Origin of the sequence: Streptomyces spiramenti, from assembly GCF_012034385.1 — a bacterium.
Classification (GTDB): domain Bacteria; phylum Actinomycetota; class Actinomycetes; order Streptomycetales; family Streptomycetaceae; genus Streptomyces; species Streptomyces spiramenti.
The window spans coordinates 1-20,853 of the sequence record NZ_JAAVJB010000040.1; the positions used below are offsets into that span (position 1 = coordinate 1).

Here is a 20,853-nt window from a genome sequence, read left to right on the forward strand (position 1 = left end):
CGCCGCCGCCGCAGAGCGCCTGAGCGGCGGCGAGGGCGGCCCGCACCCCCGCGACGTCCGCCCCGGGGTCGAGCGCCCGCAGCCGGTCGGGGTCGAGATGGACGAGGGCGGCGAGGAAACCGCGCGGCCGGCAGTAGACCAGCACCCCCGCGTTGATGTGCTCACCCCGCTCGACGCGGGGGACGACCCGGAGCAGCGCGTACTCGAAGACGTCGCGGACCGGTGGGGCGGTGGCGGTCATCGGTCCTCCCCCGCCCGGCGGGGCGCCGGGGCGACGAGCCAGCCGGGTGGAGCGGGCCGGCGGACAGGCGTCGGCTCGCCCACGGTGATGTTCCCGGAGACCAGCGCGGCGCGGGCGAGCAGCAGCTCGGCGTGGCGGGCGCGGAGCGTCGCCGGGTCGGCGGTCTCGTCGTCGGCCGTGAGCCAGGCGTCGGGCACGAGCGCGACGACCTCGGCGAGCAGGTCCGCGGTCACCAGCGGGGCGAGCTCGCCGGCCGCCGTCCGCAGGTCGGGGCGGCAGGGCGCGAGCGCGTGGTCGGAGGCGTCGTAGGGTCGGCCGGCGGCGTTCGCGACCGACGGCCAGTTGTGCTGCCAGGTGAGCGTGGCCCCGTGGTCGATGAGCCACAGCTCGCCGTGCCAGACCAGCATGTTGGGGTTGCGCCAGGAGCGGTCCACATTGTTGACCAGGGCGTCGAACCACACCACCCGGCCCGCCTCCTCCGGCGTGACCGCGTAGGCGAGCGGATCGAAACCGAGGGAGCCCGGGAGGTAGTCCATGCCGAGGTTCGGGCCGGGGCTCGCGTGCAGCAGCGCCTGGACCTCCTCGTCGGGCTCGGCCCGCCCGACGGCTGGGTCGAGGTCGAGCACCGCCAACCGGGGGACGCGCAGGCCGAGTCGCCGGCTGAGCTCGCCGCTGATCACCTCGGCGACCAGGGTGCGGCGCCCCTGGCCGGCCCCGGTGAACTTCATGACGTACGTCCCCAGGTCGTCGGCCTCGACCAGCCCGGGCAGCGAACCGCCCTCCCGCAGCGGGGTGATGTAGCGCGTCGCGCTGACTTCGGTGAGCATCGCGCCAGGTTATCCGTCCGGGGCCGCCCCGCCGGCCCACCTCCGGGCACGGGGGCGCCGGCGGCCCGGTGCTGTCAGTGGTCGGGGGCAGACTGACGGCCTGACAGCGGCGGAGCCCGCCGACGACGAACGGAGCAGCATGGAAGACGAGAGCGGACGACTGGCACGACTGCGGCGCATACTCGAACGGCGGGAGGAACGTGCGGAGACCACCGCCTCCGAACCGTGGCGGACACGCGTGGACGGGGAGTCGCCGACGTTGCCGATGACGGAGACCGTCCCGCTGATCCGCACGGACTTCGGGGACGACGCGACCTGGGCGGCGGTCCGCGACGCGGTGCTGGCACCGCACCCCCAGGGCGGTGGCGAGTACTTCCGTGCGGAGGTCGAGCCGGTGGAGGACCGCAGGTTCGCGGGGCTGACCGCGGCGGAGCTGGTGGCGCGCGTCCCGGCGGACCCCGACTGCCCCGAGGAGCCTGCGGCGACGCTGCTGGTGGTGGCCGACGCCACCACCATGACGTCCGCCGAGCACCACCTCCTGCTCGTCTCCGTCGATGTCGCCGACCACGACACCGTGCGCCGACTGCGTGCCACCCCTCGCGCCGTCCAGCAGGTGGAGAACAACCTGACGACGGCGAACATGGGCTGGGAGGAGTTCGCGGAGGCCGCGGACGACGACGGGGTCGTGCGGCTGATGTGAGGTCGGCCGCTCCGAGGTCGGCCGCTCTGCCGGGCCCCGCGACCCCGGACCTCCCGGCGCCGCGAGGTCCCGGGCGGCGCCCCTGTCCCGGGAAGAGCTCCGCCCACCTGCCGTCCACGCCCGGCGAATGTACGATCGTGCGCACCCGGGGTGGCCGTCCCGGGGGAGCCGCAACTGGCCCTCGCCACGGGGACTTCGGGCCGGCGGAGCTCCGTGGTGCGTGCCTCGACCCACGGAGAGACGCAACCATGACCGACCAGCTCCCCCACCTCGACACCTCCCGGTCGGTGGCCGACCGGGTCGCCCACCTGCTGGCGCTGATGACCCCGCAGGAGAAGGCGGGTCAGATGCTGCAGCTCGACGCGCGCGGCGACCTGGAGGACGTGGTCCTGGCCCACCACGCCGGCTCGGTGCTGCACGCTTCTCCGGAACGGCTGGCCGCCGCGCACGACCTGACGGCGCGCACCCGGCTCCGCATCCCGCTCCTGGTGGGCGAGGACTGCATCCACGGGCACTCGTTCTTCGAGGGTGCCACCATCTTTCCGACGCAGCTGGGCATGGCGGCCTCCTGGGACGCGGACCTGCTGGCCCGGGTGGCGCGGGCGACCGCGGTGGAGGCGTCGGCGACCGGCATCCACTGGACGTTCTCCCCCGTGCTGTGCATCGCACGCGACCTGCGCTGGGGGCGGGTGAACGAGACGTTCGGAGAGGACCCGTTCCTCATCGGCGAGCTGGCCTCCGCGATGGTCCGGGGCTACCAGGGCGAGGGGCTGACCGACGCCACCGCCGTGCTGGCGTGCGCCAAGCACTTCGCGGGCTACTCCGAGACGCAGGGCGGTCGGGACGCCAGTGAGGCCGACATCTCCCGCCGCAAGCTCCGTTCGTGGTTCCTGCCGCCCTTCGAGCGGGTCGCCCGTGAAGGCTGCCGCACCTTCATGCTGGGGTACCAGACCACCGACGGCGTACCGATCACCGTCAACAGCTGGCTGCTGGACGAGGTGCTGCGCGGCGAGTGGGGGTACACCGGCGTCCTGGTGACCGACTGGGACAACGTCGGCCGCATGGTGTGGGAGCAGCGGGTGCAGCCCGACCACGCCCACGCCGCCGCTGCCGCGGTGCGCGCCGGGAACGACCTGGTCATGACGACCCCCGGCTTCTTCGCCGGGGCGCTGGAGGCCATCGACCGGGGGATGCTGGCCGAGAAGGACCTGGACCGGGCGGTGGGCCGCATCCTCGCCCTCAAGTTCGAGCTCGGCCTCTTCGAGGACCCTCGGCGGCCGGAGCCGCGACGGCAGCGCGCGGTGGTCGGTTCCGACGACCACGCCCGGTTGAACCTGGAGGCCGCGCGGCGGTCGCTGGTGCTGCTCACCAACGACGGCGTGCTGCCCCTCGCCGGCGGCCTCGTCCGCGTCGGTGACGGGCCGACCGAGGGCCCCGCGGCCGAGGCCGTGCGCACGGTGGCGGTGGTCGGGCCGCTCGCGGACGACCCGCAGACCCAGTTGGGCGACTGGGCCGGTTCGTCCGGCCAGGCCGACTGGCTTCCGGACGGGCAGCCGCGCTCGATGATCACCACCGTGCTGGACGGCTTGCGCGCGGCGGTGCCGGACGGTTGGCGGGTGACGGAGGCCAGAGGGGCGGAGATCCTCTCGCTGGCGCCCGACCCGGAGGGCGCCCTGTTCCCCGACGGCCAGCCCCGCCCGCCCGTGGTGGTGCCCGCCGAGCCGGACGACGCCCTGATCGCGGAGGCCGTCGCCGCGGCCCGCGACGCGGACCACGTGGTCGCCGTGGTCGGCGACCGGATCGAGCTGGTGGGAGAGGGCCGGTCCACCGCGACCCTGGAACTGCTCGGCGGCCAGGTGGCCCTGCTGGAGGCGCTGGAGGCCACCGGCACCCCGCTGGTGGTCGTGCTGCTGGCGTCGAAGCCGCTGGTGCTGCCGCCCGCCGCGCACCGGGCAGGCGCCCTCCTGTGGGTGGCGAACCCCGGCATGGAGGGCGGTCGGGCCGTCGCGGAACTGCTGCTGGGGCTCACGGAGCCGTCCGGCAGGTTGCCCGTCTCGTTCCCGCGCCACGTGGGCCAGCAGCCCACCTACTACAACCAGGTCCGCGGGCAGCACGGCTCCCGCTACGCCGACCTCACCCAGACCCCGGCCTTCGCTTTCGGCGAGGGGCTCTCGTACTCGACCGTCGCCTACTCCCGGGCGGCGGTCGCGGCTTCCCCGCTGCTGACCGTCGCGGACACCGTCCGGGTCGAGGTGACCGTCGCCAACACCGGGGACCGGCCCGTCCGGGAGACAGTGCAGCTCTACATCCGGGACGAGGTCACCTCCGCGAGCTGGACCGACCGGGAGCTGAAGGCCTTCCGGCAGGTCGACCTCGCGCCGGGCGAGGAGCGTCGGGTCGCGATCGAGCTGCCGGTGGCGGAGTGCTCCATCGTGGACGGGGCCGGGGTGCGGCGGGTCGAGCCGGGAGGGTTCGAGGCCCTGGTGGGCCCGTCCTCCCGGACGGAGGACCTGCTCGCGGTGCCCTTCACGGTGCTGCCGCCCGGCTGACGCGCCCGGTCGGTCCGTGTCGCCGTGCGTGATCCCCGCTCGGCGGCACGGGCCGGGCCCGGCGGAGAGCCGGGACCACCGCTCACAGGACCAAGGAGAGCCATGACACGTCCACTCGAGGACGCTCCCGCCCACGCGGCGCCGCAGCCGCGCATCGGTCTGCTGCTGCCGCGGGACCTCCCCGCCGGGGAGGTGCTCGACTACGCGCGGCGCGCGCAGGACGCCGGGTTCACCTCGCTGTGGGCGGTGGAGGACATGAGCTGGCGCGGCGGTGTCGCGCAGGCCGCCGCGGTCCTGGCCACCACGCGGCTGGAGGTGGGCATCGGCATCCTCCCGGCCGGCGCGCGCAATGCGGTGTACGCGGCCATGGAGGTGGCGACCCTCTCGCAGCTGTTCCCGGGACGGCTGACGGTGGGTGTGGGCCACGGCATGCCCGCCTGGATGCGTGCCGCCGGCGCGTGGAGCACCGGCCCGCTGGGGGTGCTGTCGGACCATGTCACGGCGGTGCGGTCGCTGCTGCGCGGCGGGAGCCCGGTGATGGCCGAGGGCGGACCGGCGGTGGCGTTGGATCCCTCCGCGCTGCCCGACCGGGTGCCCGACGTGCTGCTGGGTGTCCGTGGGCCCCGGTCGCTCGCGCTCTCGGGGCGGATCGCCGACGGCACGGTGCTGGCCGAGCCGTCCTCCCCCGAGTACGTGCGGGCGGCGCTGGCCGCTGTCGGAGCGGCCGGGCCCCACCGCCTGGTGGCCTTCAACGTGGCCTCCGTCGACGCGGACCGGGGTCGGGCCCTGGAGCGGGCCCGACCGGCGCTGGCCTGGATCGGGGAACCGGACTGGGCGCCCCATCTGGCACCGATGGACATCGGCGAGGAGGTACGGGCGCTGCGCGAGCGCTGCGCGGACCGGGAGGAGTTCGCCCGGCGACTGCCCGACGGGTGGGTCGCCCGGCTCGCGCTGGCGGGAACCCCGACCGAGGTGCGCTCTGGGCTGTCCGCGTTGGCGGCTGCGGGCGTCACGGACGCGGTTCTGCTGCCGACCGGACCGGACCCCTCGGCGGAGGTCGCGTCGTTGGCAGCCGTGGTGTGAGCCGCGCCCGGCCGGCGCCGGGGCGGGCTGGGCCCGGCGGCGGGCCCGCGCGGTCGTCGCTCAGCCCTGCCGCCGCGCCGGGGGGAGGCGGCAGGCGCGGGCGACCGCCTCCGCCACCTCGGGCATCTCCGCCTCGGTGAGCGCGGAGACGGTGATCCGGACGGCGGGAGGCGAGTCGATGCGGAAGCGCGCCCCGGGGGCCACGGCGTACCCGTCGCGCAGCAGCCGGGAGACCGTGCCCGTCTCGTCGCCCACGGGCACCCACACGTTGAGCCCGCTTCGGCCGCGGGCAGGGACGCCGCGGGCCCCGAGCTCGCCGACCAGCGCAGCGCGTCGGGCGCGGTAGGAGGCCGCGGCCCCGGTGTCGGTGCCGGCGAGCCGGGCGACCGCCCGTTGGAGCAGGTGGCTGACCCACCCGGGCCCCAGCCGCAGCCGTCCGGCGACCCGGGCCACCGTGGTGGGGTCGCCCGTCAGATGGGCCACCCGGAGGTCGGGGCCCAGCGCCTTGGCGCCCGAGCGGACGAACGCCCACGCCGTGGTCGCGCCCGCGAGCGGGTGCAGCGGCAGGTCGACGATGCCGTCGCCGTGGTCGTCCTCGACCAGCAGGACGTCGGGACGGTCGGCGAGCACGGTACGCAGCTCCCGGGCCCGGACCGCGCCGACGGCTGCTCCGGTGGGGTTCTGGGCCCGCGCGGTGACGACGAGCGCTCTGGCGCCAGCGCGGAGTGCCGCGGCGGTGGCGTCCGGCAGCGGTCCCTCGTCGTCGAGGGCCACGGGGAGCGTCCGCAGTCCGAGGGCCGACAGCAGGTCGAGCAGGCTGCCCCACCCCGGGTCCTCGACGGCGACCGCGTCGCCGGGGCGCAACCGCGCGGCGAGCACGCGTTCCACCGCGTCGAGGGCTCCACTGGTGACGGCGAGCGGCCCGTCCGGGACGCCGTCGGCGGCCAGGCTCGCGGTGACGACCTCGCGCAACGACTCCTCCACCCCGGCCGCGCCGTACATCACCGGAGCCGGATCCCCGCCGAGTGCGGCGAGCACGGGCGCGAGGGGCGGCAGCAGCAGGGGGTCCGGGTTGCCTCCGGCGAGGTCGCGGACATCGGGGGTGATCTCCACGCCGAGGCTCTCGCGCGGGGTGGTCACCGGGCGGGGCCGGACCCGGCTGCCCCGTCTGCCGTCGGTGGTGATCACACCGCGGTCGCGGAGCGTCCGGTAGGCGGCGGCGACGGTGTTGGGGTTGACGCCGAGGTCGGCGGCGAGGGCGCGCATGGCCGGCAGCGGGTCGCCGGGGCGGAGGCCGCCCCCCGCGACGGCCTGCTCCACGTCGGCCGCGATCTCGCTGGCCCCGCGACCGGTGATGCGGTACGTTCCCATGCACTTCTCCTAGTGCAGAATCCTATTTGCACTAGTGCAATATACGGTATCGAGGACGAGGACGGAACCGACCATGGAATCCACGACCCCGGCGAACGGGCCCGGCAGCCCCTCCGCCGCCGGTGAGCCCGACGCCCTCGACGGCCGGCCGGCCGCCACGTACGCACGGACCGGACGGACCGTGCCCACCCGTGGCCGGGACCGCGCGCGCTACGACCGGGAGCTCGTCCACGCGGTGCTGGACGCCGAGTTCGTCTGCCACCTCGGGTTCGTGCGCGACGGCGCGCCGGTGGTGCTGCCGACGCTGTACGCCCGGGACGGCGAGCGCCTGTACCTGCACGGCTCGACCGGCTCACGCCCGCTCCACGCCGCGCAGGCCGAGCCCCTGCCCGTGTGCGTCACGGTCACCCTCGTCGACGGGCTGGTACTGGCCCGCTCCGCGTTCCACCACTCCGTCAACTACCGCTCGGTCGTGGTCCACGGCGCGGCGCGCCGCGTCACCGATCCGGGAGAACTGGACCGCGCCTTCGGCCTCCTGGTCGACCACGTGGTCCCGGGACGGTCGGCGGACTGCCGGCCCGCGGACCGGCGCGAGGCCGCGGCGACGGCGGTCCTGGCGCTGGAACTCGCGGAGGTCTCCGCCAAGGTGCGGGCTGGCGGGCCCAACGACGACGAGGCGGACCTGGCGCTGCCGCACTGGAGCGGCGTGGTACCGCTGCGCCGGGCCGCCGGGGCGCCCGAGCCGGCCCCCGACTGCGTCGCCCCGCTCCCCCGCTACCTGACCGCCGCCGCGGGCTGACGACCGCCGCGCACGCGCGACGCCCCACGGACTCACGCACGGGTTTGACATCTCACGTGTTCCCGCCGCACGAGCCGTCCCCGGCTGCCACCATGGTGCCGCCCGCCGGGGACGGGCCGCCGGAGCCGGCACGGCACCGGGAGGGGTCGGGCGTGGGGAGGGGCGGTGCAGGCGGGCACGACGGACCCGGACGGGCCGGGTGTGTGGATGGTGGCGCTGGCCGCCGAGGACGGGAGCAGCTACGTCTACCGGGTGTACGCACCGCTCGATGCGCTCCCGGGCGACCTGTTCTGGGCGGCGTTCCACTGCCACGACGACGCACGGCGTCCACGCGCCTCCGACGCCTTCGACTCCGCCCGGATCTGGTGGCTGGCCACGGGGCCGGACCCCGCTCGCCAGCAGGTGTGACGCCCGGGCGGGGCGCAGCGAGCGCCGACCGGACGAGTGGGCTGCGGGCTGCGGGCTGCGGGCTGCGGGCTGCCTAGACTCCCGGGTATGCGCATCCGCTACGTAGACGCCTTCACCGACCGCCCGTTCGCCGGCAACCCGGCCGCCGTGGTCGTCCTCGCCGCCGACGGTTTCCCGGGCGAAGCGACCGTGGCCGGTGTCGCCGCGGAGGTGAACCTGTCGGAGACGGCTTTCGTGCACCCGCTGCCCCCGGGCGGGCCGGCCGACTGGGCGCTGCGGTGGTTCACCCCGACCACCGAGGTCCGCATGTGCGGTCACGCGACACTCGCCACCGCGCACGTCCTGGCGAGCGCGGAGGGCGTGGCGGGCGTGCAGCGCTTCGCGACCCTCAGCGGCGTGCTCACCGCGACACCGACGGCCGAGGGCTCGTTGACGCTCGACTTCCCCACCGCACCGCTGCGGGAGGTGGAGGTTCCCGAGGCCGTGGCAGCCGCGCTGGGGGCGCCGGTCGTCGGCGGCCACGACACCGGACCCGACGTGGGCGACCTGCTGGTGGAGCTCCCCGACGAGGCGGCCGTCCGCGCACTGCGGCCCGACCTGGGAGCGCTGGCGGAGCTCCCCGGGCGCGGCGTCATCGTCACCGCCGCCGCGGACGGCTCGCACACCGGGTACGACTTCGTCTCGCGGTTCTTCGGGCCGGCGGTCGGCGTACCGGAGGACCCGGTGACCGGCAGTGCCCACACGGCGCTCGCCCCGCTGTGGGCGGAGCGGCTCGGCCGGAGCGAGCTTGTCGGCCACCAGGCGTCGGCGCGCGGCGGCAGGGTCCGGGTCGCCCTGCGAGGCGATCGCACCCTGCTGACGGGCGACGCGGTGACGGTCATGGAGGGCACCTTCCTGCGCACGCCCTGACATCGCTCCACCGCGACGGGGGGAGGTGCCGGTCGGCCGGAGGCGCGCGCCGCTGCCCGGGACGCCCCGGGCAGCGGCGCCCCGCGGGGGTCACGGCGTCGGGAGCCAGTCCACCCGGCCGGCGAGCACCGCGTACCCGACGAACGCCACGATGTCGATGAGCGCGTGCGCCACGACCAGTGGCATCACCCGGCCCCAACGGCGGTAGAGGAGCACGAAGATGACGCCCATCACGAAGTTGCCGATGAACCCGCCGATCCCCTGGTAGAGGTGGTAGGTGGCGCGCAGCAGCGAGCTGAACAGCAGGGCCGCCAGGGGCGCCCAGCCCAACTGGGAGAGCCGTCGCAGCAGGTAGCCGACGACGATGACCTCCTCCACCACCGAGTTCTGGATCGCCGATCCGATGAGCACCGGGAACTTCCACCACTCCCCGGGAAGTGACTCCGGCACGACCGTCAGGTTGAAGCCGGCGGCCTGTGCCCCGAGGTACAGCAGCAGCCCGCTGCCGCCGATGCCGGCGGCGACCACCGCGCCCCGGCCGAGGTCGAACCCGGGGCGCCGCAGGTCGAACCCGATGGCGGGCATGCCGGGCCCCCGGCCGCCGGGCAGCTCACGCAGCAGCAGGTAGCCGACCAGCAGGACGGGGACCAGGGGCACCCCGATGCTGACCAGCTGCCAGGCCAGGTCGAACCACGGCCGGTCCGCGCGCGAGGAGTTCAGGTTGGCCGCGTAGTCGTTGAGCCCGCCGGGCCGGGTCACGACGTCGGTGAAGTTGATGACGGCGCGCAGCGCCGCGGCGCCGAGCGACAGCGCCAGGACGATGACCAGCTCCTGGCGCAGCAGTCGCGGGTCGGGCAGGCCGTCGTCGAGCCATCGGCCGCCGTCGGAGCCGCCGCGACGCCCGTCACCCGACGCGTCACCGCCGCTGCGACCCGGTGTGCCGCTCTCCGCTGTGTGCACCGCTGTCCTTCCGCCGTGTCCGTGGGTGCCGCCGCGCGGCGGCACCCACGCGAACGGGCGCGGTCACAGCGGCCAGAGGTGCACCGGTTCGTCGGACCGGGCCAGTTCGCAGTAGCGCCGCACGAGTTCGCCGAGGGCGGCCTCACGGCTCGTCCCGGCCTCCAGCGCGCGGTGGTAGAAGCGAGTCTGCCAGCCCGATCCCGTGATCCTGCGGCGGCACCTCCCCTCGATCACCCCGAGGTAGTGGTCGCGGTCGGCGGCGGAGACGCCCCAGGAGTCGAGGCCGGAGGCGGCGAGCGGGAGCAGTTCCCGGAGCACGAGCTCGGCGGCGCCGACCTCCTCGCCGCCCGCTCCCCGCCCTCGTCGGGGCCAGCGGAAGGTGGCCCCGATGCCGTGGCGGCACGCGTCTTCGAAGTTGTGGGCGGCGTCCTCGAACGGGAGCCGGTTCCAGACTGGTTCCGGCTGCTCGGCGAGGCCGCGGACCAGCCCGTAGTAGAAGGCGGCGTTGGCGATCATGTCGGTGACGGTCGGCCCGGTGGGCAGGACCCGGTTCTCGACGCGCAGGTGGGGCACTCCGTCGGTGACGTCGTAGACGGGGCGGTTCCACCGGTAGACCGTGCCGTTGTGCAGCACCATCTCCTTCAACCGGGGCACACCGCCCGCAGCGAGGGTGGCGAGGGGGTCCTCCTCCTCGCAGACGGGGAGCAGCGCCGGGAACCAGCGGAGGTTCTCGTCGAAGAGCTCCTCCACCGAACCGATCCAGCGCTCCCCGAACCAGGACCGCGGCCTCACGCCCTGCGCCGCCAGCTCGGGCGGCCTGCTGTCGGTGGCCTGGAGGAACAGCGGGGCACGGGACTCGTGCCACAGCTCCCGGCCGAAGGCGAACGGGGAGTTTGCCCCAACAGCGATCTGGGCGGCCGAGGCGACCTGGGCGGCGTTCCACACCTCGGCGAAGCGCTCCGGTGTGACCTGGAGATGGAACTGGACCGCGGTGCACGCCGACTCGGGGGCGATCGAGTCGAAGGTGCGGCGCAGTGTCTCCGCGCCGGTGATGTCGATCTGCAGGAGCTCACCGCGCGCGGCCATGATCTGGTCGTTCAGATGCGTGTAGCGGTCGCCCTCGGAGAGGTTTCCCCGCCCGAGTTCGTCGCCGGTGATCGTCGGCAGTATCCCGACCAGCACCGGGCGTGCACCGAATTCAGCTCCGACCCGGTCCGCGTAGCCGAAGGCGATCCGCATCTCCTCGGCCAGATCGTCGAAGACCCTGCCGGCGAGCACGCGGGGTGCCATATTGAGTTCCAGAGTGAACTTGCCCAGTTCGCTCTGGAAATCGGAGGTCGCCATTCCGGTGAGCACTTCGTCGTTGACCATCCGCGGCGCACCGTCCGCGTCCGCGAGGCTGACCTCCACCTCCAGCCCGATAAGTCCGCGCGGCCGGTCGAACGCCCCGTCCGCCAGCAACTGTTCGAGCGCCTGTCGGCAGTCGCGCAACCGGTCGCGGAACCGCTGCCTGTCGGCGGGGCCGAATCCACCGGCGTCCACGTCAGCGCCCATGTCGGCACCCTCCTTCTCCCTACGGTGCCGTGATCATGCCCAGGCGGGCCGTCGGGTAACGCGACCCCCGGCACGGGCGGGCGTGTCGCACGCCTCCCGTAGCGCATATCCCGTTGGCACAATGTGGCGGCACCGGCCTCCGGTATTTCTCGTCCCGTTATTTGCCTGAGCCACTTCCCCATCGGTTCCGGAACCCCTTCGAATTCATGCCTCTCGGCCGGTAGTGGGCTGGGCAGGAGGCCCACCCCGTGCTAGGGGAAACACTCGCGGAACACAATTCGTCTAAACTCCGCCGACGCGTGTCTCCCAATTTCTTGAGAGGCGGCCCCCATGCCCCTGCATGCCCTACCGGTTCCCGCTCCGGCGGAACGCTGCCTGTCCGCGGCGCTCCGCTCGTCCACACCCCGGTCACCGCATGACCCGCACGGCGACCGCGCCGCCCTCCTGCCCGTCCGGCCGCTGCCGCTGTACCTCCTGGACCCCGGCTCGCCCGGTGGCGTGCCGCAACTCGCCGGCTGGCGGTTCCTCCTGGCCCGCGGCGGTGTTCCGGTGAGCGCCGCGGAGGCGACGCTCACCCCCGACGGGTGGGCGTTCTCGCACTTCTTCGACGGGCCGTTCGTCGCGTCGACCGAGTTTGCGCTGTCCAGCGCGGACCAGTCGGCGGAACCCTGGCAGCCCCGGCTGCTGTCGGTGCCCCGCCTCTACATGCACACGCTCTGGCTGCACGCCGACACGGCGGCGGGCGCCTCCGACGGCAGGCCGGGTGAGGCGGACCTGCTGGTGCCGCTGGCACCGGCGCCGCCCGGGATCGCGCCCTACCGGCCGCTGTCGATCTCCGTCCTGCTCCCGCTGCTCAGCAGTCGGCTCGCGACACCGCTCGTCGGCTGACCCGGGGACCGGAGAGCGACCCGTGAACGCGCCGGGGCCGGCACCACCGCTGTCGCGGTGGTGCCGGCCCCGGTCCGTGCTCTCGCGGCGTCAGCCGTCGTACTCCTCCATGGGCGGGCAGGAGCACACCAGGTTCCGGTCGCCGTAGGCGCCGTCGATGCGCCGCACCGGCGGCCAGTACTTGTCCGCCGGGGTGACTCCCGACGGAAAGACCGCCTCCTGGCGAGTGTACGGGTGGTCCCAGCCACCGGTGAGGGTCGCCGCGGTGTGCGGCGCGTTACGGAGCGGGTTGTCGTCGACCGGCCATTCCCCGGCGGCGACCTTGTCGATCTCGGCACGGATCGCGATCATCGCGTCGCAGAACCGGTCGATCTCGGTGAGGTCCTCGCTCTCCGTGGGCTCGATCATCAGGGTGCCTGCGACGGGGAAGGACATCGTCGGGGCGTGGAACCCGTAGTCGACCAGTCGCTTGGCCACGTCGTCGATGGAGACGCCGGTGGCTTTGGTGAGTGGGCGGACGTCGATGATGCACTCGTGTGCCACCAGGCCGCCGGGGCCGGCGTAGAGCACCGGGAAGTGCGGCTCCAACCGCCGGGCCACGTAGTTGGCTGCGAGGACGGCGGTCTGCGTGGCGTGGCGGAGCCCGTCCGGGCCCATCAGCCGGGCGTAGGCCCAGGAGATCGGCAGGATCCCCGCGGAGCCCCAGGGCGCCGCCGAGATCGGGCCGACACCTGTCTCGGGGCCGGCCGCCGGCTGGAGCGGGTGGTTGGGCAGGTAGGGCGCGAGGTGCGCGCGCACCGCCACGGGGCCGACCCCGGGGCCGCCGCCTCCGTGGGGGATGCAGAAGGTCTTGTGCAGGTTCAGGTGGGAGACGTCCGCGCCGAAGCGGCCGGGGCGGGCGAGTCCGACCAGGGCGTTGAGGTTGGCACCGTCGACGTAGACCTGTCCGCCCGCGTCGTGCACGGCCGCGCAGATCTCGCCGATGTTGTCCTCGAACACGCCGTGCGTCGAGGGGTAGGTGACCATCAGCACCGACAGCTGCTCGCGGTGCTGCTCGATCTTGGCGTGGAGGTCGTCGGTGTCCACGTCGCCGTTGTCGCCGGTGCGCACCACCACGACGCGCATCCCGGCCATCACGGCACTGGCGGCGTTGGTGCCGTGGGCGGAGGACGGGATCAGGCAGACGTCGCGCTGCGGCTGCCCGGAGGCGCGGTGGTGCGCGCGGACGGCCAGCAGCCCGGCCAGTTCGCCCTGCGAGCCGGCATTGGGCTGCAGCGAGACGGCGTCGTAGCCGGTGATCTCCGCGAGCCGGTCCTCCAGCTCGCGGATCAGCGTGAGGTAGCCCTCCGCCTGGTCGGCCGGGGCGAACGGGTGGATCCCGCCGAACTCGGGCCAGGTCACCGGCTCCATCTCGGTGGTGGCGTTGAGCTTCATCGTGCAGGATCCGAGCGGGATCATCCCCCGGTCCAGCGCGTAGTCGCGGTCGGCGAGCCGCCGGAGGTAGCGCAGGAGCGCCGTCTCGGAGCGGTAGCTGTGGAAGACCGGGTGGGTCAGGTAGGTGTCCTGACGCAGCAGCGGCTCGGGCAGCGCGTCGGCGGTGGCGGCGTCGAGCGCGTCGAGGTCCGTCGGGTCGGTCACGCCGAAGGCGGCCAGCACCGCCGTGATCTGCTCGCGGCCGGTCGTCTCGTCGCAGCTCACCCCGACGTGGTCCTCGTCGGTGAGCCGAAGGTTGACACCGGATCGGCGGGCCGCCTCGACGACGCCGGCGGCGCCGCCGGGGACGCGGACCGTCACCGTGTCGAAGAAGGCCGCGTGGACCACCTCCCGGCCCGCTCCGCGCAGCGCGGCGGCCAGCAACGCCGCGTAACGGTGGGTACGGCGGGCGATCTGCGCCAACCCGTCGGGGCCGTGGTGCACGGCGTACATGCCGGCCATGACGGCCAGCAGCACCTGCGCGGTGCAGATGTTGCTGGTGGCCTTCTCGCGGCGGATGTGCTGCTCGCGTGTCTGGAGCGCGAGCCGGTACGCCTGCGCGCCGTCCGCGTCGTAGGAGACGCCGACCAGGCGGCCGGGGAGGCTGCGGGCGAACTTCTCCCGGACCGCCATGTAGCCGGCGTGCGGCCCGCCGAAGCCCATGGGCACGCCGAACCGCTGGCTGGTGCCCACCGCGATGTCCGCGCCGAGCTCACCCGGCGAGGTGAGCAGGGTGAGGGCGAGCAGGTCGGCGGCGACGGTCACCACCGCGCCGAGTTCGTGCGCCCCCCGGACGACCGGGCGGAGGTCGCGCACCGCCCCGCCTGCGCCCGGGTACTGGAGGAGGACGCCGAAGACACCGCGGCCCGCGACGGCGTCGGGGATGCCCTCGGTCAAGTCGGCCGTCACGACCTCCACCCCGGTCGGCTCGGCGCGGGTGCGCAGCACGGCGACGGTCTGGGGCAGGCAGTCGGAGTCCACCAGGAAGACGCCGCCCTTGACCTTGCCGACCCGCCGCGAGAGAGCCATGGCCTCGGCCGCGGCAGTGCCCTCGTCCAGCAGCGACGCGCCGGAGGTGGGGAGGCCGGTGAGGTCGGCGACGACGGTCTGGAAGTTCAGCAGCGCCTCCAGCCGGCCCTGGGAGATCTCCGGCTGGTAGGGGGTGTACGCCGTGTACCAGGAGGGGCTCTCCATGACGTTCCGCAGGATCACCGGCGGGGTGATCGTCCCGTGGTAGCCGAGGCCGATCATGGGGTGGAGCACCTTGTTGCGGTCGGCCAGCCCACGGAGCTCGGCGAGAACCGCCGCCTCGCTGCGCGCCTCGGGAAGCCGCAGGGACTCCGCGGAGGCGATGGCCGCCGGGACGGCCGCCTCGGTCAGCTCGTCCAGACTCGCGTAGCCCACCTGGGCGAGCATCTTCGCCCGGTCGCCGGCGTCGGGGCCGATGTGTCGGTCCTCGAACGGTACGCCTCGTTCGAGCGCGGAGAGCGGTGCACGGTTGGCGGTCATGTCGGGAGGGCCTCCTGGTCCACACGGCCTGCGGGCACCGGTTCGTCGGTGCCCGAGCGCCTCCCCCTCTGTCATCACGACCTGAGAGCTTCACCGCGCCGCGGGGGCACGGCTTTCACCGTCGGTGAGAGGCGGACGCGTACGAGACCGGACACGTCCGGGCCGCCTCTGCTTTCCAGAGTGGCTTCGCCCGCGCGGTACGGGTGCCTGAGAGATTCCGGGGAGGATTTGCTCCTTCGGCGCCACCGGCAACACGGCCGGCGGACTCTCCCGCGCGGGTTCAACAACCGTGTTCGAGCCTACCAGCGGGCTCCCGGGCCGTCCGGAGGGCAGTTCTCGACTGGCCGGCGTGCCGATTCTGGCCTTTCGTAGTGCGCAAGGGGGTAGCAGCACTGTCGAGAGCCACACAGTCACAGCCGCAGCGACGGCGAAAGAACGAGGCGGAGGCACCCGTGCAGACCGACATCGATCCGCGCACCCTGATCGGGCGAAAGGCATTCGACTGCAACGGCGCCAAGATCGGCACCGTGGACGAGGTCTACCTGGACGACGCGACCGGTGAACCCGAGTGGGCGGCTGTGCGCACCGGGTTGTTCAGCCGGGACGCCTTCGTCCCGCTGGAGCCCAGCGAGCTGGTGGACGACGCCCTCCGGGTCCCCTTCGAGCGCTCTCTCATCCGGGGCGCCCCCGACTTCGGAGTGGGACGGCATCTCTCGCCCGAGCAGGAGCTGGAGCTCTACCGCCACTACGGCATCGAGGTCCCGGGCGCGTCCGAGCCGACGCGCCCGGGAGGAAAGGGGACGCCGCCCGACGTCGACTTCGGTCACCTCGCCGGCCCCACGGCCCCCGAGCGCGGCACCGCTGCCGCCCCGCGGGGCGGCGACGCCGCGGCCGGTGGCGGCACGGAGCTGTGACCTGCGGCGGGGGTCACCCCGGTGGGGCTCTCAGTCCCTCGCCGCCGACGCCGGCCCACCGGTCGGTGCCCCCGGCAGCGGCAGCGGATCGGCCGGGGTGAGCTCCGGGTCCTCCACCGCGAAGGTGCGGACCCTACCGGGAGCGCTCTCCGGTGTCTCAAAACGTACGGTCACCCGGCCGACCCCGCTCCCCTGCACCCAACCCGGCCCGTACTCCGGGTGCGTCACGTCGATGCCGGGCAGCCACCGACGGGCCGCCACCTCCTCCGGTGGCCGCCCGTCCGGCGCACCGCCTGAGCCGGGCCCCGCTCCCCGCTCACCCGCGGTCTCCGTCCCACCGGGCTCAACACCCCTGCCCCAGCCGGACTGGGCGAAGAGGTCCTCCTGAGTGAAGTCGGCCAGCCCGCTCACCCCCACCCCGAGCAGCCGCACGCCGGTGATGGTGTCCACACCTGCCAGCAGCCGGGCCGCGGCCTCCTTGACGACCGCCGGGTCGTCGGTCGGCCCGCGCAGCGTCTCGGAACGGGTGACGGTGGTGAAGTCGTGCGACCGGACCTTGAGCACCACGGTGCGCCCGGAGCGGCCGGCGGCCCGCAGTCGGCTCACGCAGCGCCCCGCGAGACGGTCGACCTCCCAGCGGACGCGCGCCCGGTCGGTGAGGTCCTCGGCGAAGGTGTCCTCCACGGAGACCGATTTCGCGTCCCGCTCGGCGACGACCGGGCGGTCGTCCAGACCCCGCGACAGGTCGTGCAGGCCGCTGCCGTGGGCCTGCCCCAGCAGTCGCACCAGCTCGGCGTGACCGGCCGCCACCGCCTCACCGGCGGTGGCGATGCCCGCGCGCCGCAGCGTGGCCTCCGTGGCGGGGCCGACCCCAGGCAGCACCCGCACCGGCAGCGGTGCGAGGAAGGCGCGTTCGGTTCCGGGCTCCAGCAGCAGCAGGCCGTCGGGCTTGGCCCGTTCCGACGCGATCTTGGCAAGCATCTTCGACCCGGCCAGCCCGACCGAGGCGCCGAGGCCGGTCGCCTCGCGGATCGCCGACCGGATGTCGCGCCCCACCCTGCGACACTCCAGCGCCCGGGGCGGGCGTCCGCCGGAGCCGAGCGGGCCCGCTGCGAGATCGACGAACGCCTCGTCCAGGCTCAGCGGCTCCACCAGCGGCGAGAGTGCTCCCAGCAGCTCCATCACGGTGACGCTGACCTCGCGGTAGAGCGAGAAGCGCGGATGGAGGTAAGCGGCGTTCGGGCAGAGCCGTCGGGCTTGGGCCACCGGCATCGCGGACCGGACGCCGAAGCGTCGGGCCTCGTAGGAGGCGGTGGCGACGACGCCCCGCAGCCCCGTTCCCCCGACGACGACCGGTCGTCCGCGCAGACTCGGCTTGGAGGCCTGCTCGACCGAGGCGTAGAAGGCGTCCATGTCGAGATGGAGCACCGAGGGTTCGGCCCGCATGTGTCCGATACTGCCGCACGGCTGTGACACTCACCCGGCGGGCCGCGCGGTGCCCGGGTCAGGAGCGGTTGCGGCGCCTCGCGAGTTCGTCCTCCGGATGGTCGGGGACCACGCTCTCGCCGGTCGTCAGCGACTCCGACTGCACACGGGCGAGACCGGCCTCGACATCCGTCCACACGGCGCCGACGGCGATCCCGAAGACTCCGCGCCCCTCACGCAGCAGCTCCGCGACCTCGTCGGCGGAGGAGCAGCGGTACACGGCGGCTCCGTCGCTCAGCAGCGTCGCACCGGAGAGCGAGTCGAGGTCCTCGGTGCGCAGCGCGCGGACCGTGCCCCGGATGGACTGCAACGAGACCCCGGCGTCCAGCAACCGCTTGACGATCTTCAGCACCAGGACGTCGCGGAAGCCGTAGAGGCGCTGCGTGCCCGAACCGGGCACCGGCCGCAGGCTGGGCTCGACCAGCCCGGTGCGCGCCCAGTAGTCGAGCTGGCGGTAGGTGATCCCCGCGGCGGCGCACGCGCTGGGGCCGCGGTAGCCGACCTCGCCGTCCTCGACGGCGGCGAGCCCGGTCACCGCGGGCCGGCAGGCCATGGCGGGTCGTGGCACCCGCGCGGGCAGCGCCACCCCGCCGCTCACCGCTCCCCTGTCACCGTCACTCGTCACGCCGGCCTCCGTTCCGCCTGTCCGTCGTGCGCTCGCGCGGGCCGCCGGGATGGCGTCCGGCGGCGCGGCCGGTGCCGCACTCTCCCGGGACATGCCCCACAGACGCTAGGCACGCACTCCGCACACGTCAACGATCGCCACGCCGGGTCACTGGTTGCTGGTGCCGAAGTCCTCCGGGGAGATCTGGTCGAGGAACTCGCGGAACCGCTCGACCTCGTCCTCCTGCTCGTCCGGGATGATGATGCCGGCGTCGTCGAGGACGTCGTCACTGCCGTAGATGGGCGTTCCCGTGCGCAGTGCGAGCGCTATGGCGTCCGAGGGGCGTGCGCTCACCTCGGCGCCGCTCGCGAAGACCAGTTCGGCGTAGAAGACGCCGTCGCGCAGATCGGTGATCCGGACGGCGTCGAGCTCCTCGCCGATGGCCTCCAGCACGTCCTTGAACAGGTCGTGCGTCAACGGCCTCGGCGGGGTCATTCCCTGCTGGGCGAAGGCGATGGCCGTGGCCTCGCCCGGCCCGATCCAGATGGGCAGGTAGCGGTCACCCCCGGCCTCCCGCAGGAGGACGATGGGCTGGTTGTTGGGCATTTCCACCCGGACACCCACGACGTCGAGCTGGTTCACACAGCAACCCTAGGCCGAGCCCGGTCGGTTTGGATAGTCGGGCACGTCCACGGCGGCCGGGCCGCACCGTGGACGCGCCCGCGCACGTCAGCCGCCGGCGTAGAAGACGAGGCGGTACTTCCCGATCTGCACCTCGTCGCCCGTGGCCAGCACCACGGCCGCGCCGTCGATGGGCTCCCGGTTGACGTAGGTCCCGTTGAGGCTGCCCTTGTCCTTCGCGGAGAACCCGCCCTCCACGAGCCGCTGGAACTCCACGTGGCGGCGCGAGACCGTCACGTCGTCCAGGAAGATGTCGCTCTGCGGGTGGCGCCCGGCCGTGGTGACGTCGCTGTCCAGCAGGAAGCGGCTGCCCGAGTTGGGGCCGCGCCGCACGATGAGCAGAGCCGACCCCGGGGGGAGGGCGTCCACGGCCGCCTGCGCCTCGGCCGAGAGGGCGGGAGCCGCCTGCTGGCCGGTCATCTCGGCCGCGTAGGCCTCGATGCTGCTGATGGACATCGTGGAGGTGGTCTCCGAGGACCCCTCCGGCACCGTGCCACCCGCCCGCAGCGGGTTGCCGCACTGGGAGCAGAAACGGCTGCCGGCCGTGTTCTGGTTGCCGCACCTCGGGCAGGCCGCGACTTCGCCGCCGGCACCCGGAGCTATGCCGCCGCCACCGGTCGAGGCCGCACCGGTCACCTCGTCCCGGAAGAGCGGGCGTGCCCCCTCCTCGGACGACGGCGAACCAGGGGTCTCGCCCGGCCGACCGGCGCGATGCCGTGCCGCACTCTCCGTGCCGCCCTGCCGCCTGCCGAACAACTTAGCGAAAAAACTCACCGACGATTCCCCTCGCACCAGTCCGCCCGCCGGTCGGGGCGGGCGTTCCATTGTCTCTCACAGGGCGCCTCCGACATCTGCGGCAACGCCCGCTTTCCCACGATCAGTTTCTCTCACCAGGGGCGTCCCGACCGCCCGGCCCCGCCGCCGGTTCCGGCCAGATCACGAGGACGACCGAGCGTAGTCAGGCGGCTCCGCGGACCGCAAGGCGTCCACGGTCACCTCGTCCGGACGGTTGACCGTGACGGTCGCACCCTCCTTGTCCAGCGACTGCACGACACCTCCCGGGATGTTCAGGGCGGGCTCCAGGTCCTGCGGTCTGCCGATCACATCCACCCGGAAGGGGCGCTCGACGGGCTCGCCGTCCACCAGTACCCGGTCGGCGTCGTCCACGAACGAGGTACTGGCGACAACGCGCACACCGTTGATCTGCAGCGCCTCCGCGCCGGCGGCGCGCAGTTCCTGGACGGCGTCCAGGAGCCGGTCGGCGCCGACGGCCCCCTGCGGGTCGGAGACACGCACCTCGATCCCCGGACCGGTGGCGGCCACCGTACCTGCCAGGACGCCGAGTTGCAGCTCGCGCTCGCGGTTCTGCCGGCGCGCCTCGTCGGCCTGGTCGGAGCTGGACTCCAGCTCGGTCCGCTGCCGCTCCAGGGTGCCGCGCTCCTCGTCGAGCCGCTTGGTCCGCTCGTCGAGGTCGCTGAGGATGCGCACCAGGTCCTCGGGGCGGGCGCCCCGCAACGCGCCGTCCTCGCCGGCGGCGCGGATCTGGACGGCCAGGCCGAGCCCCAGGACGAAGAGGAGGGCGGCGACGATCAGCTGGGCGCGCGTGGCCCGCGGGGGCCACAGCCCCGAGATCAACGCCGCCCGCCCGGTCGGCGGGGCCGGAGCGGCCCCGTCCGCCTCGGGCTCCCGCGCGTCTTCGGTCGACCGCTCCTCGGCGCCGCGGGCCCAGGAGGGCCGCCGGGGTCCGGGAGCGCCGGCCTCTCCGGCGCCGTCACCGGCAGCGGAGCGGGGCGGGGGCGCCGAGGCCGTGCCGGGCACGTCCGAGCCGAGCCGAGAAGGCCGACCGGCCGGGGGTACGCCGGGCGCGCCCGGGGTGGTGCCGGACCTGGCGGGCGGCG

General features: G+C 74.2%; 19 protein-coding genes and 1 riboswitch. Of the genes, 8 read left to right on the top strand and 11 right to left on the bottom strand.

Annotated elements, in window-relative coordinates; translation table 11 throughout:
- The coding region (locus tag HCJ92_RS07775; protein ID WP_167932715.1) for a DUF3037 domain-containing protein at nucleotides 1–241 on the bottom strand (241 nt) is incomplete at its 3' end.
- A complete protein-coding gene (locus tag HCJ92_RS07780; protein ID WP_167932716.1) occupies nucleotides 238–1,068 on the bottom strand; it encodes a HipA family kinase in 831 nt (276 codons plus the stop codon). The genes HCJ92_RS07780 and HCJ92_RS07775, both read right to left, overlap by 4 nt.
- 139 nt (nucleotides 1,069–1,207) lie before the next feature.
- On the opposite strand from HCJ92_RS07780, the gene HCJ92_RS07785 reads away from it, so the two are divergent.
- The 3 genes from HCJ92_RS07785 to HCJ92_RS07795 all read left to right on the top strand — a co-directional run bounded on the left by HCJ92_RS07785 (nucleotide 1,208) and on the right by HCJ92_RS07795 (nucleotide 5,400).
- A complete protein-coding gene (locus HCJ92_RS07785) occupies nucleotides 1,208–1,768 on the top strand; it encodes a DUF6924 domain-containing protein (protein WP_167932717.1) in 561 nt (186 codons plus the stop codon).
- 248 nt (nucleotides 1,769–2,016) lie between these two features.
- Nucleotides 2,017–4,317 carry an exo-beta-d-1,3/1,6-glucosidase gene (locus HCJ92_RS07790; RefSeq protein WP_167932718.1) on the top strand — a complete coding sequence of 767 codons (2,301 nt, stop codon included), beginning with the start codon at nucleotides 2,017–2,019 and terminating at the stop codon, nucleotides 4,315–4,317.
- A 102-nt stretch (nucleotides 4,318–4,419) separates the two neighbouring features.
- Nucleotides 4,420–5,400: an LLM class flavin-dependent oxidoreductase gene (locus HCJ92_RS07795; protein WP_167932719.1), complete on the top strand. Its 981-nt coding sequence runs from the start codon at nucleotides 4,420–4,422 to the stop codon at nucleotides 5,398–5,400.
- Between the two features lie 60 nt (nucleotides 5,401–5,460).
- On the opposite strand, the gene HCJ92_RS07800 is transcribed toward HCJ92_RS07795, so the two are convergent.
- Nucleotides 5,461–6,771, bottom strand: coding sequence for an aminotransferase class I/II-fold pyridoxal phosphate-dependent enzyme (locus HCJ92_RS07800; RefSeq protein WP_167932720.1), 1,311 nt, complete (start codon nucleotides 6,769–6,771; stop codon nucleotides 5,461–5,463).
- Nucleotides 6,772–6,844: 73 nt separating this feature from the next.
- On the opposite strand from HCJ92_RS07800, the gene HCJ92_RS07805 reads away from it, so the two are divergent.
- The 3 genes from HCJ92_RS07805 to HCJ92_RS07815 all read left to right on the top strand — a co-directional run bounded on the left by HCJ92_RS07805 (nucleotide 6,845) and on the right by HCJ92_RS07815 (nucleotide 8,887).
- Nucleotides 6,845–7,570: a pyridoxamine 5'-phosphate oxidase family protein gene (locus HCJ92_RS07805; RefSeq protein WP_167932721.1), complete on the top strand. Its 726-nt coding sequence runs from the start codon at nucleotides 6,845–6,847 to the stop codon at nucleotides 7,568–7,570.
- Nucleotides 7,571–7,777: 207 nt separating this feature from the next.
- A complete protein-coding gene (locus tag HCJ92_RS07810) occupies nucleotides 7,778–7,978 on the top strand; it encodes a hypothetical protein (RefSeq protein ID WP_167932738.1) in 201 nt (66 codons plus the stop codon).
- A gap of 87 nt (nucleotides 7,979–8,065) precedes the next feature.
- Complete coding sequence (locus tag HCJ92_RS07815) at nucleotides 8,066–8,887, top strand: PhzF family phenazine biosynthesis protein (RefSeq protein ID WP_167932722.1); 822 nt, start codon at nucleotides 8,066–8,068, stop codon at nucleotides 8,885–8,887.
- Between the two features lie 90 nt (nucleotides 8,888–8,977).
- Here the strand turns inward: HCJ92_RS07815 and HCJ92_RS07820 are convergent, their stop codons facing one another.
- Both HCJ92_RS07820 and HCJ92_RS07825 read right to left on the bottom strand, forming a co-directional pair.
- On the bottom strand, nucleotides 8,978–9,745 hold the full coding sequence (locus HCJ92_RS07820; RefSeq protein ID WP_167932739.1) for a CPBP family intramembrane glutamic endopeptidase: 768 nt from the start codon (nucleotides 9,743–9,745) through the stop codon (nucleotides 8,978–8,980).
- Nucleotides 9,746–9,910: 165 nt separating this feature from the next.
- Nucleotides 9,911–11,401 carry a glutamate-cysteine ligase family protein gene (locus HCJ92_RS07825; RefSeq protein WP_167932723.1) on the bottom strand — a complete coding sequence of 497 codons (1,491 nt, stop codon included), beginning with the start codon at nucleotides 11,399–11,401 and terminating at the stop codon, nucleotides 9,911–9,913.
- 330 nt (nucleotides 11,402–11,731) lie between these two features.
- Here HCJ92_RS07825 and HCJ92_RS07830 point away from each other — a divergent pair, with 330 nt between their 5' ends.
- Nucleotides 11,732–12,289, top strand: coding sequence for a hypothetical protein (locus tag HCJ92_RS07830; RefSeq protein ID WP_167932724.1), 558 nt, complete (start codon nucleotides 11,732–11,734; stop codon nucleotides 12,287–12,289).
- Nucleotides 12,290–12,379: 90 nt separating this feature from the next.
- Here HCJ92_RS07830 and gcvP read toward each other — a convergent pair whose 3' ends face one another.
- Nucleotides 12,380–15,271, bottom strand: a complete 2,892-nt coding sequence (gcvP, locus tag HCJ92_RS07835) for an aminomethyl-transferring glycine dehydrogenase (protein WP_167932725.1) — start codon at nucleotides 15,269–15,271, stop codon at nucleotides 12,380–12,382.
- A gap of 185 nt (nucleotides 15,272–15,456) precedes the next feature.
- Nucleotides 15,457–15,554: riboswitch (glycine riboswitch) on the bottom strand.
- Between the two features lie 169 nt (nucleotides 15,555–15,723).
- Between gcvP and HCJ92_RS07840 the strand changes: the two genes are divergently transcribed.
- Nucleotides 15,724–16,185, top strand: coding sequence for a PRC-barrel domain-containing protein (locus HCJ92_RS07840; RefSeq protein ID WP_167932726.1), 462 nt, complete (start codon nucleotides 15,724–15,726; stop codon nucleotides 16,183–16,185).
- 30 nt (nucleotides 16,186–16,215) lie between these two features.
- Here HCJ92_RS07840 and HCJ92_RS07845 read toward each other — a convergent pair whose 3' ends face one another.
- From HCJ92_RS07845 to HCJ92_RS07865, 5 genes are all read right to left on the bottom strand, one after another.
- The gene (locus HCJ92_RS07845) at nucleotides 16,216–17,631 is read right to left on the bottom strand and encodes a DNA polymerase IV (protein ID WP_167932727.1); all 1,416 of its coding nucleotides are present in this window, start codon (nucleotides 17,629–17,631) and stop codon (nucleotides 16,216–16,218) included.
- 58 nt (nucleotides 17,632–17,689) lie between these two features.
- Entirely contained in the window at nucleotides 17,690–18,295 is a 606-nt protein-coding gene (locus HCJ92_RS07850) for a MerR family transcriptional regulator (RefSeq protein WP_420824684.1), read from the bottom strand.
- Between the two features lie 147 nt (nucleotides 18,296–18,442).
- Nucleotides 18,443–18,916, bottom strand: coding sequence for a bifunctional nuclease family protein (locus HCJ92_RS07855; protein WP_167932729.1), 474 nt, complete (start codon nucleotides 18,914–18,916; stop codon nucleotides 18,443–18,445).
- A gap of 87 nt (nucleotides 18,917–19,003) precedes the next feature.
- Nucleotides 19,004–19,729: an FHA domain-containing protein gene (locus tag HCJ92_RS07860; RefSeq protein WP_338054069.1), complete on the bottom strand. Its 726-nt coding sequence runs from the start codon at nucleotides 19,727–19,729 to the stop codon at nucleotides 19,004–19,006.
- 162 nt (nucleotides 19,730–19,891) lie between these two features.
- Nucleotides 19,892–20,590, bottom strand: coding sequence for a DUF881 domain-containing protein (locus tag HCJ92_RS07865; protein ID WP_420824685.1), 699 nt, complete (start codon nucleotides 20,588–20,590; stop codon nucleotides 19,892–19,894).
- Between the last annotated feature and the right edge of the window lie 263 nt (nucleotides 20,591–20,853).

Excerpts from the sequence above, each read along its gene's own strand:
- HCJ92_RS07805 (WP_167932721.1), top strand. The coding sequence starts at position 6,845 with ATGGAATCCACGACCCCGGCGAACGGGCCCGGCAGCCCCTCCGCCGCC.
- HCJ92_RS07795 (WP_167932719.1), top strand. The coding sequence starts at position 4,420 with ATGACACGTCCACTCGAGGACGCTCCCGCCCACGCGGCGCCGCAGCCG.
- HCJ92_RS07830 (WP_167932724.1), top strand. The coding sequence starts at position 11,732 with ATGCCCCTGCATGCCCTACCGGTTCCCGCTCCGGCGGAACGCTGCCTG.
- HCJ92_RS07790 (WP_167932718.1), top strand. The coding sequence starts at position 2,017 with ATGACCGACCAGCTCCCCCACCTCGACACCTCCCGGTCGGTGGCCGAC.
- gcvP (WP_167932725.1), bottom strand. The coding sequence starts at position 15,271 with ATGACCGCCAACCGTGCACCGCTCTCCGCGCTCGAACGAGGCGTACCG.
- HCJ92_RS07810 (WP_167932738.1), top strand. The coding sequence starts at position 7,778 with ATGGTGGCGCTGGCCGCCGAGGACGGGAGCAGCTACGTCTACCGGGTG.
- HCJ92_RS07800 (WP_167932720.1), bottom strand. The coding sequence starts at position 6,771 with ATGGGAACGTACCGCATCACCGGTCGCGGGGCCAGCGAGATCGCGGCC.
- HCJ92_RS07825 (WP_167932723.1), bottom strand. The coding sequence starts at position 11,401 with ATGGGCGCTGACGTGGACGCCGGTGGATTCGGCCCCGCCGACAGGCAG.
- HCJ92_RS07815 (WP_167932722.1), top strand. The coding sequence starts at position 8,066 with ATGCGCATCCGCTACGTAGACGCCTTCACCGACCGCCCGTTCGCCGGC.
- HCJ92_RS07845 (WP_167932727.1), bottom strand. The coding sequence starts at position 17,631 with ATGCGGGCCGAACCCTCGGTGCTCCATCTCGACATGGACGCCTTCTAC.
- HCJ92_RS07785 (WP_167932717.1), top strand. The coding sequence starts at position 1,208 with ATGGAAGACGAGAGCGGACGACTGGCACGACTGCGGCGCATACTCGAA.
- HCJ92_RS07780 (WP_167932716.1), bottom strand. The coding sequence starts at position 1,068 with ATGCTCACCGAAGTCAGCGCGACGCGCTACATCACCCCGCTGCGGGAG.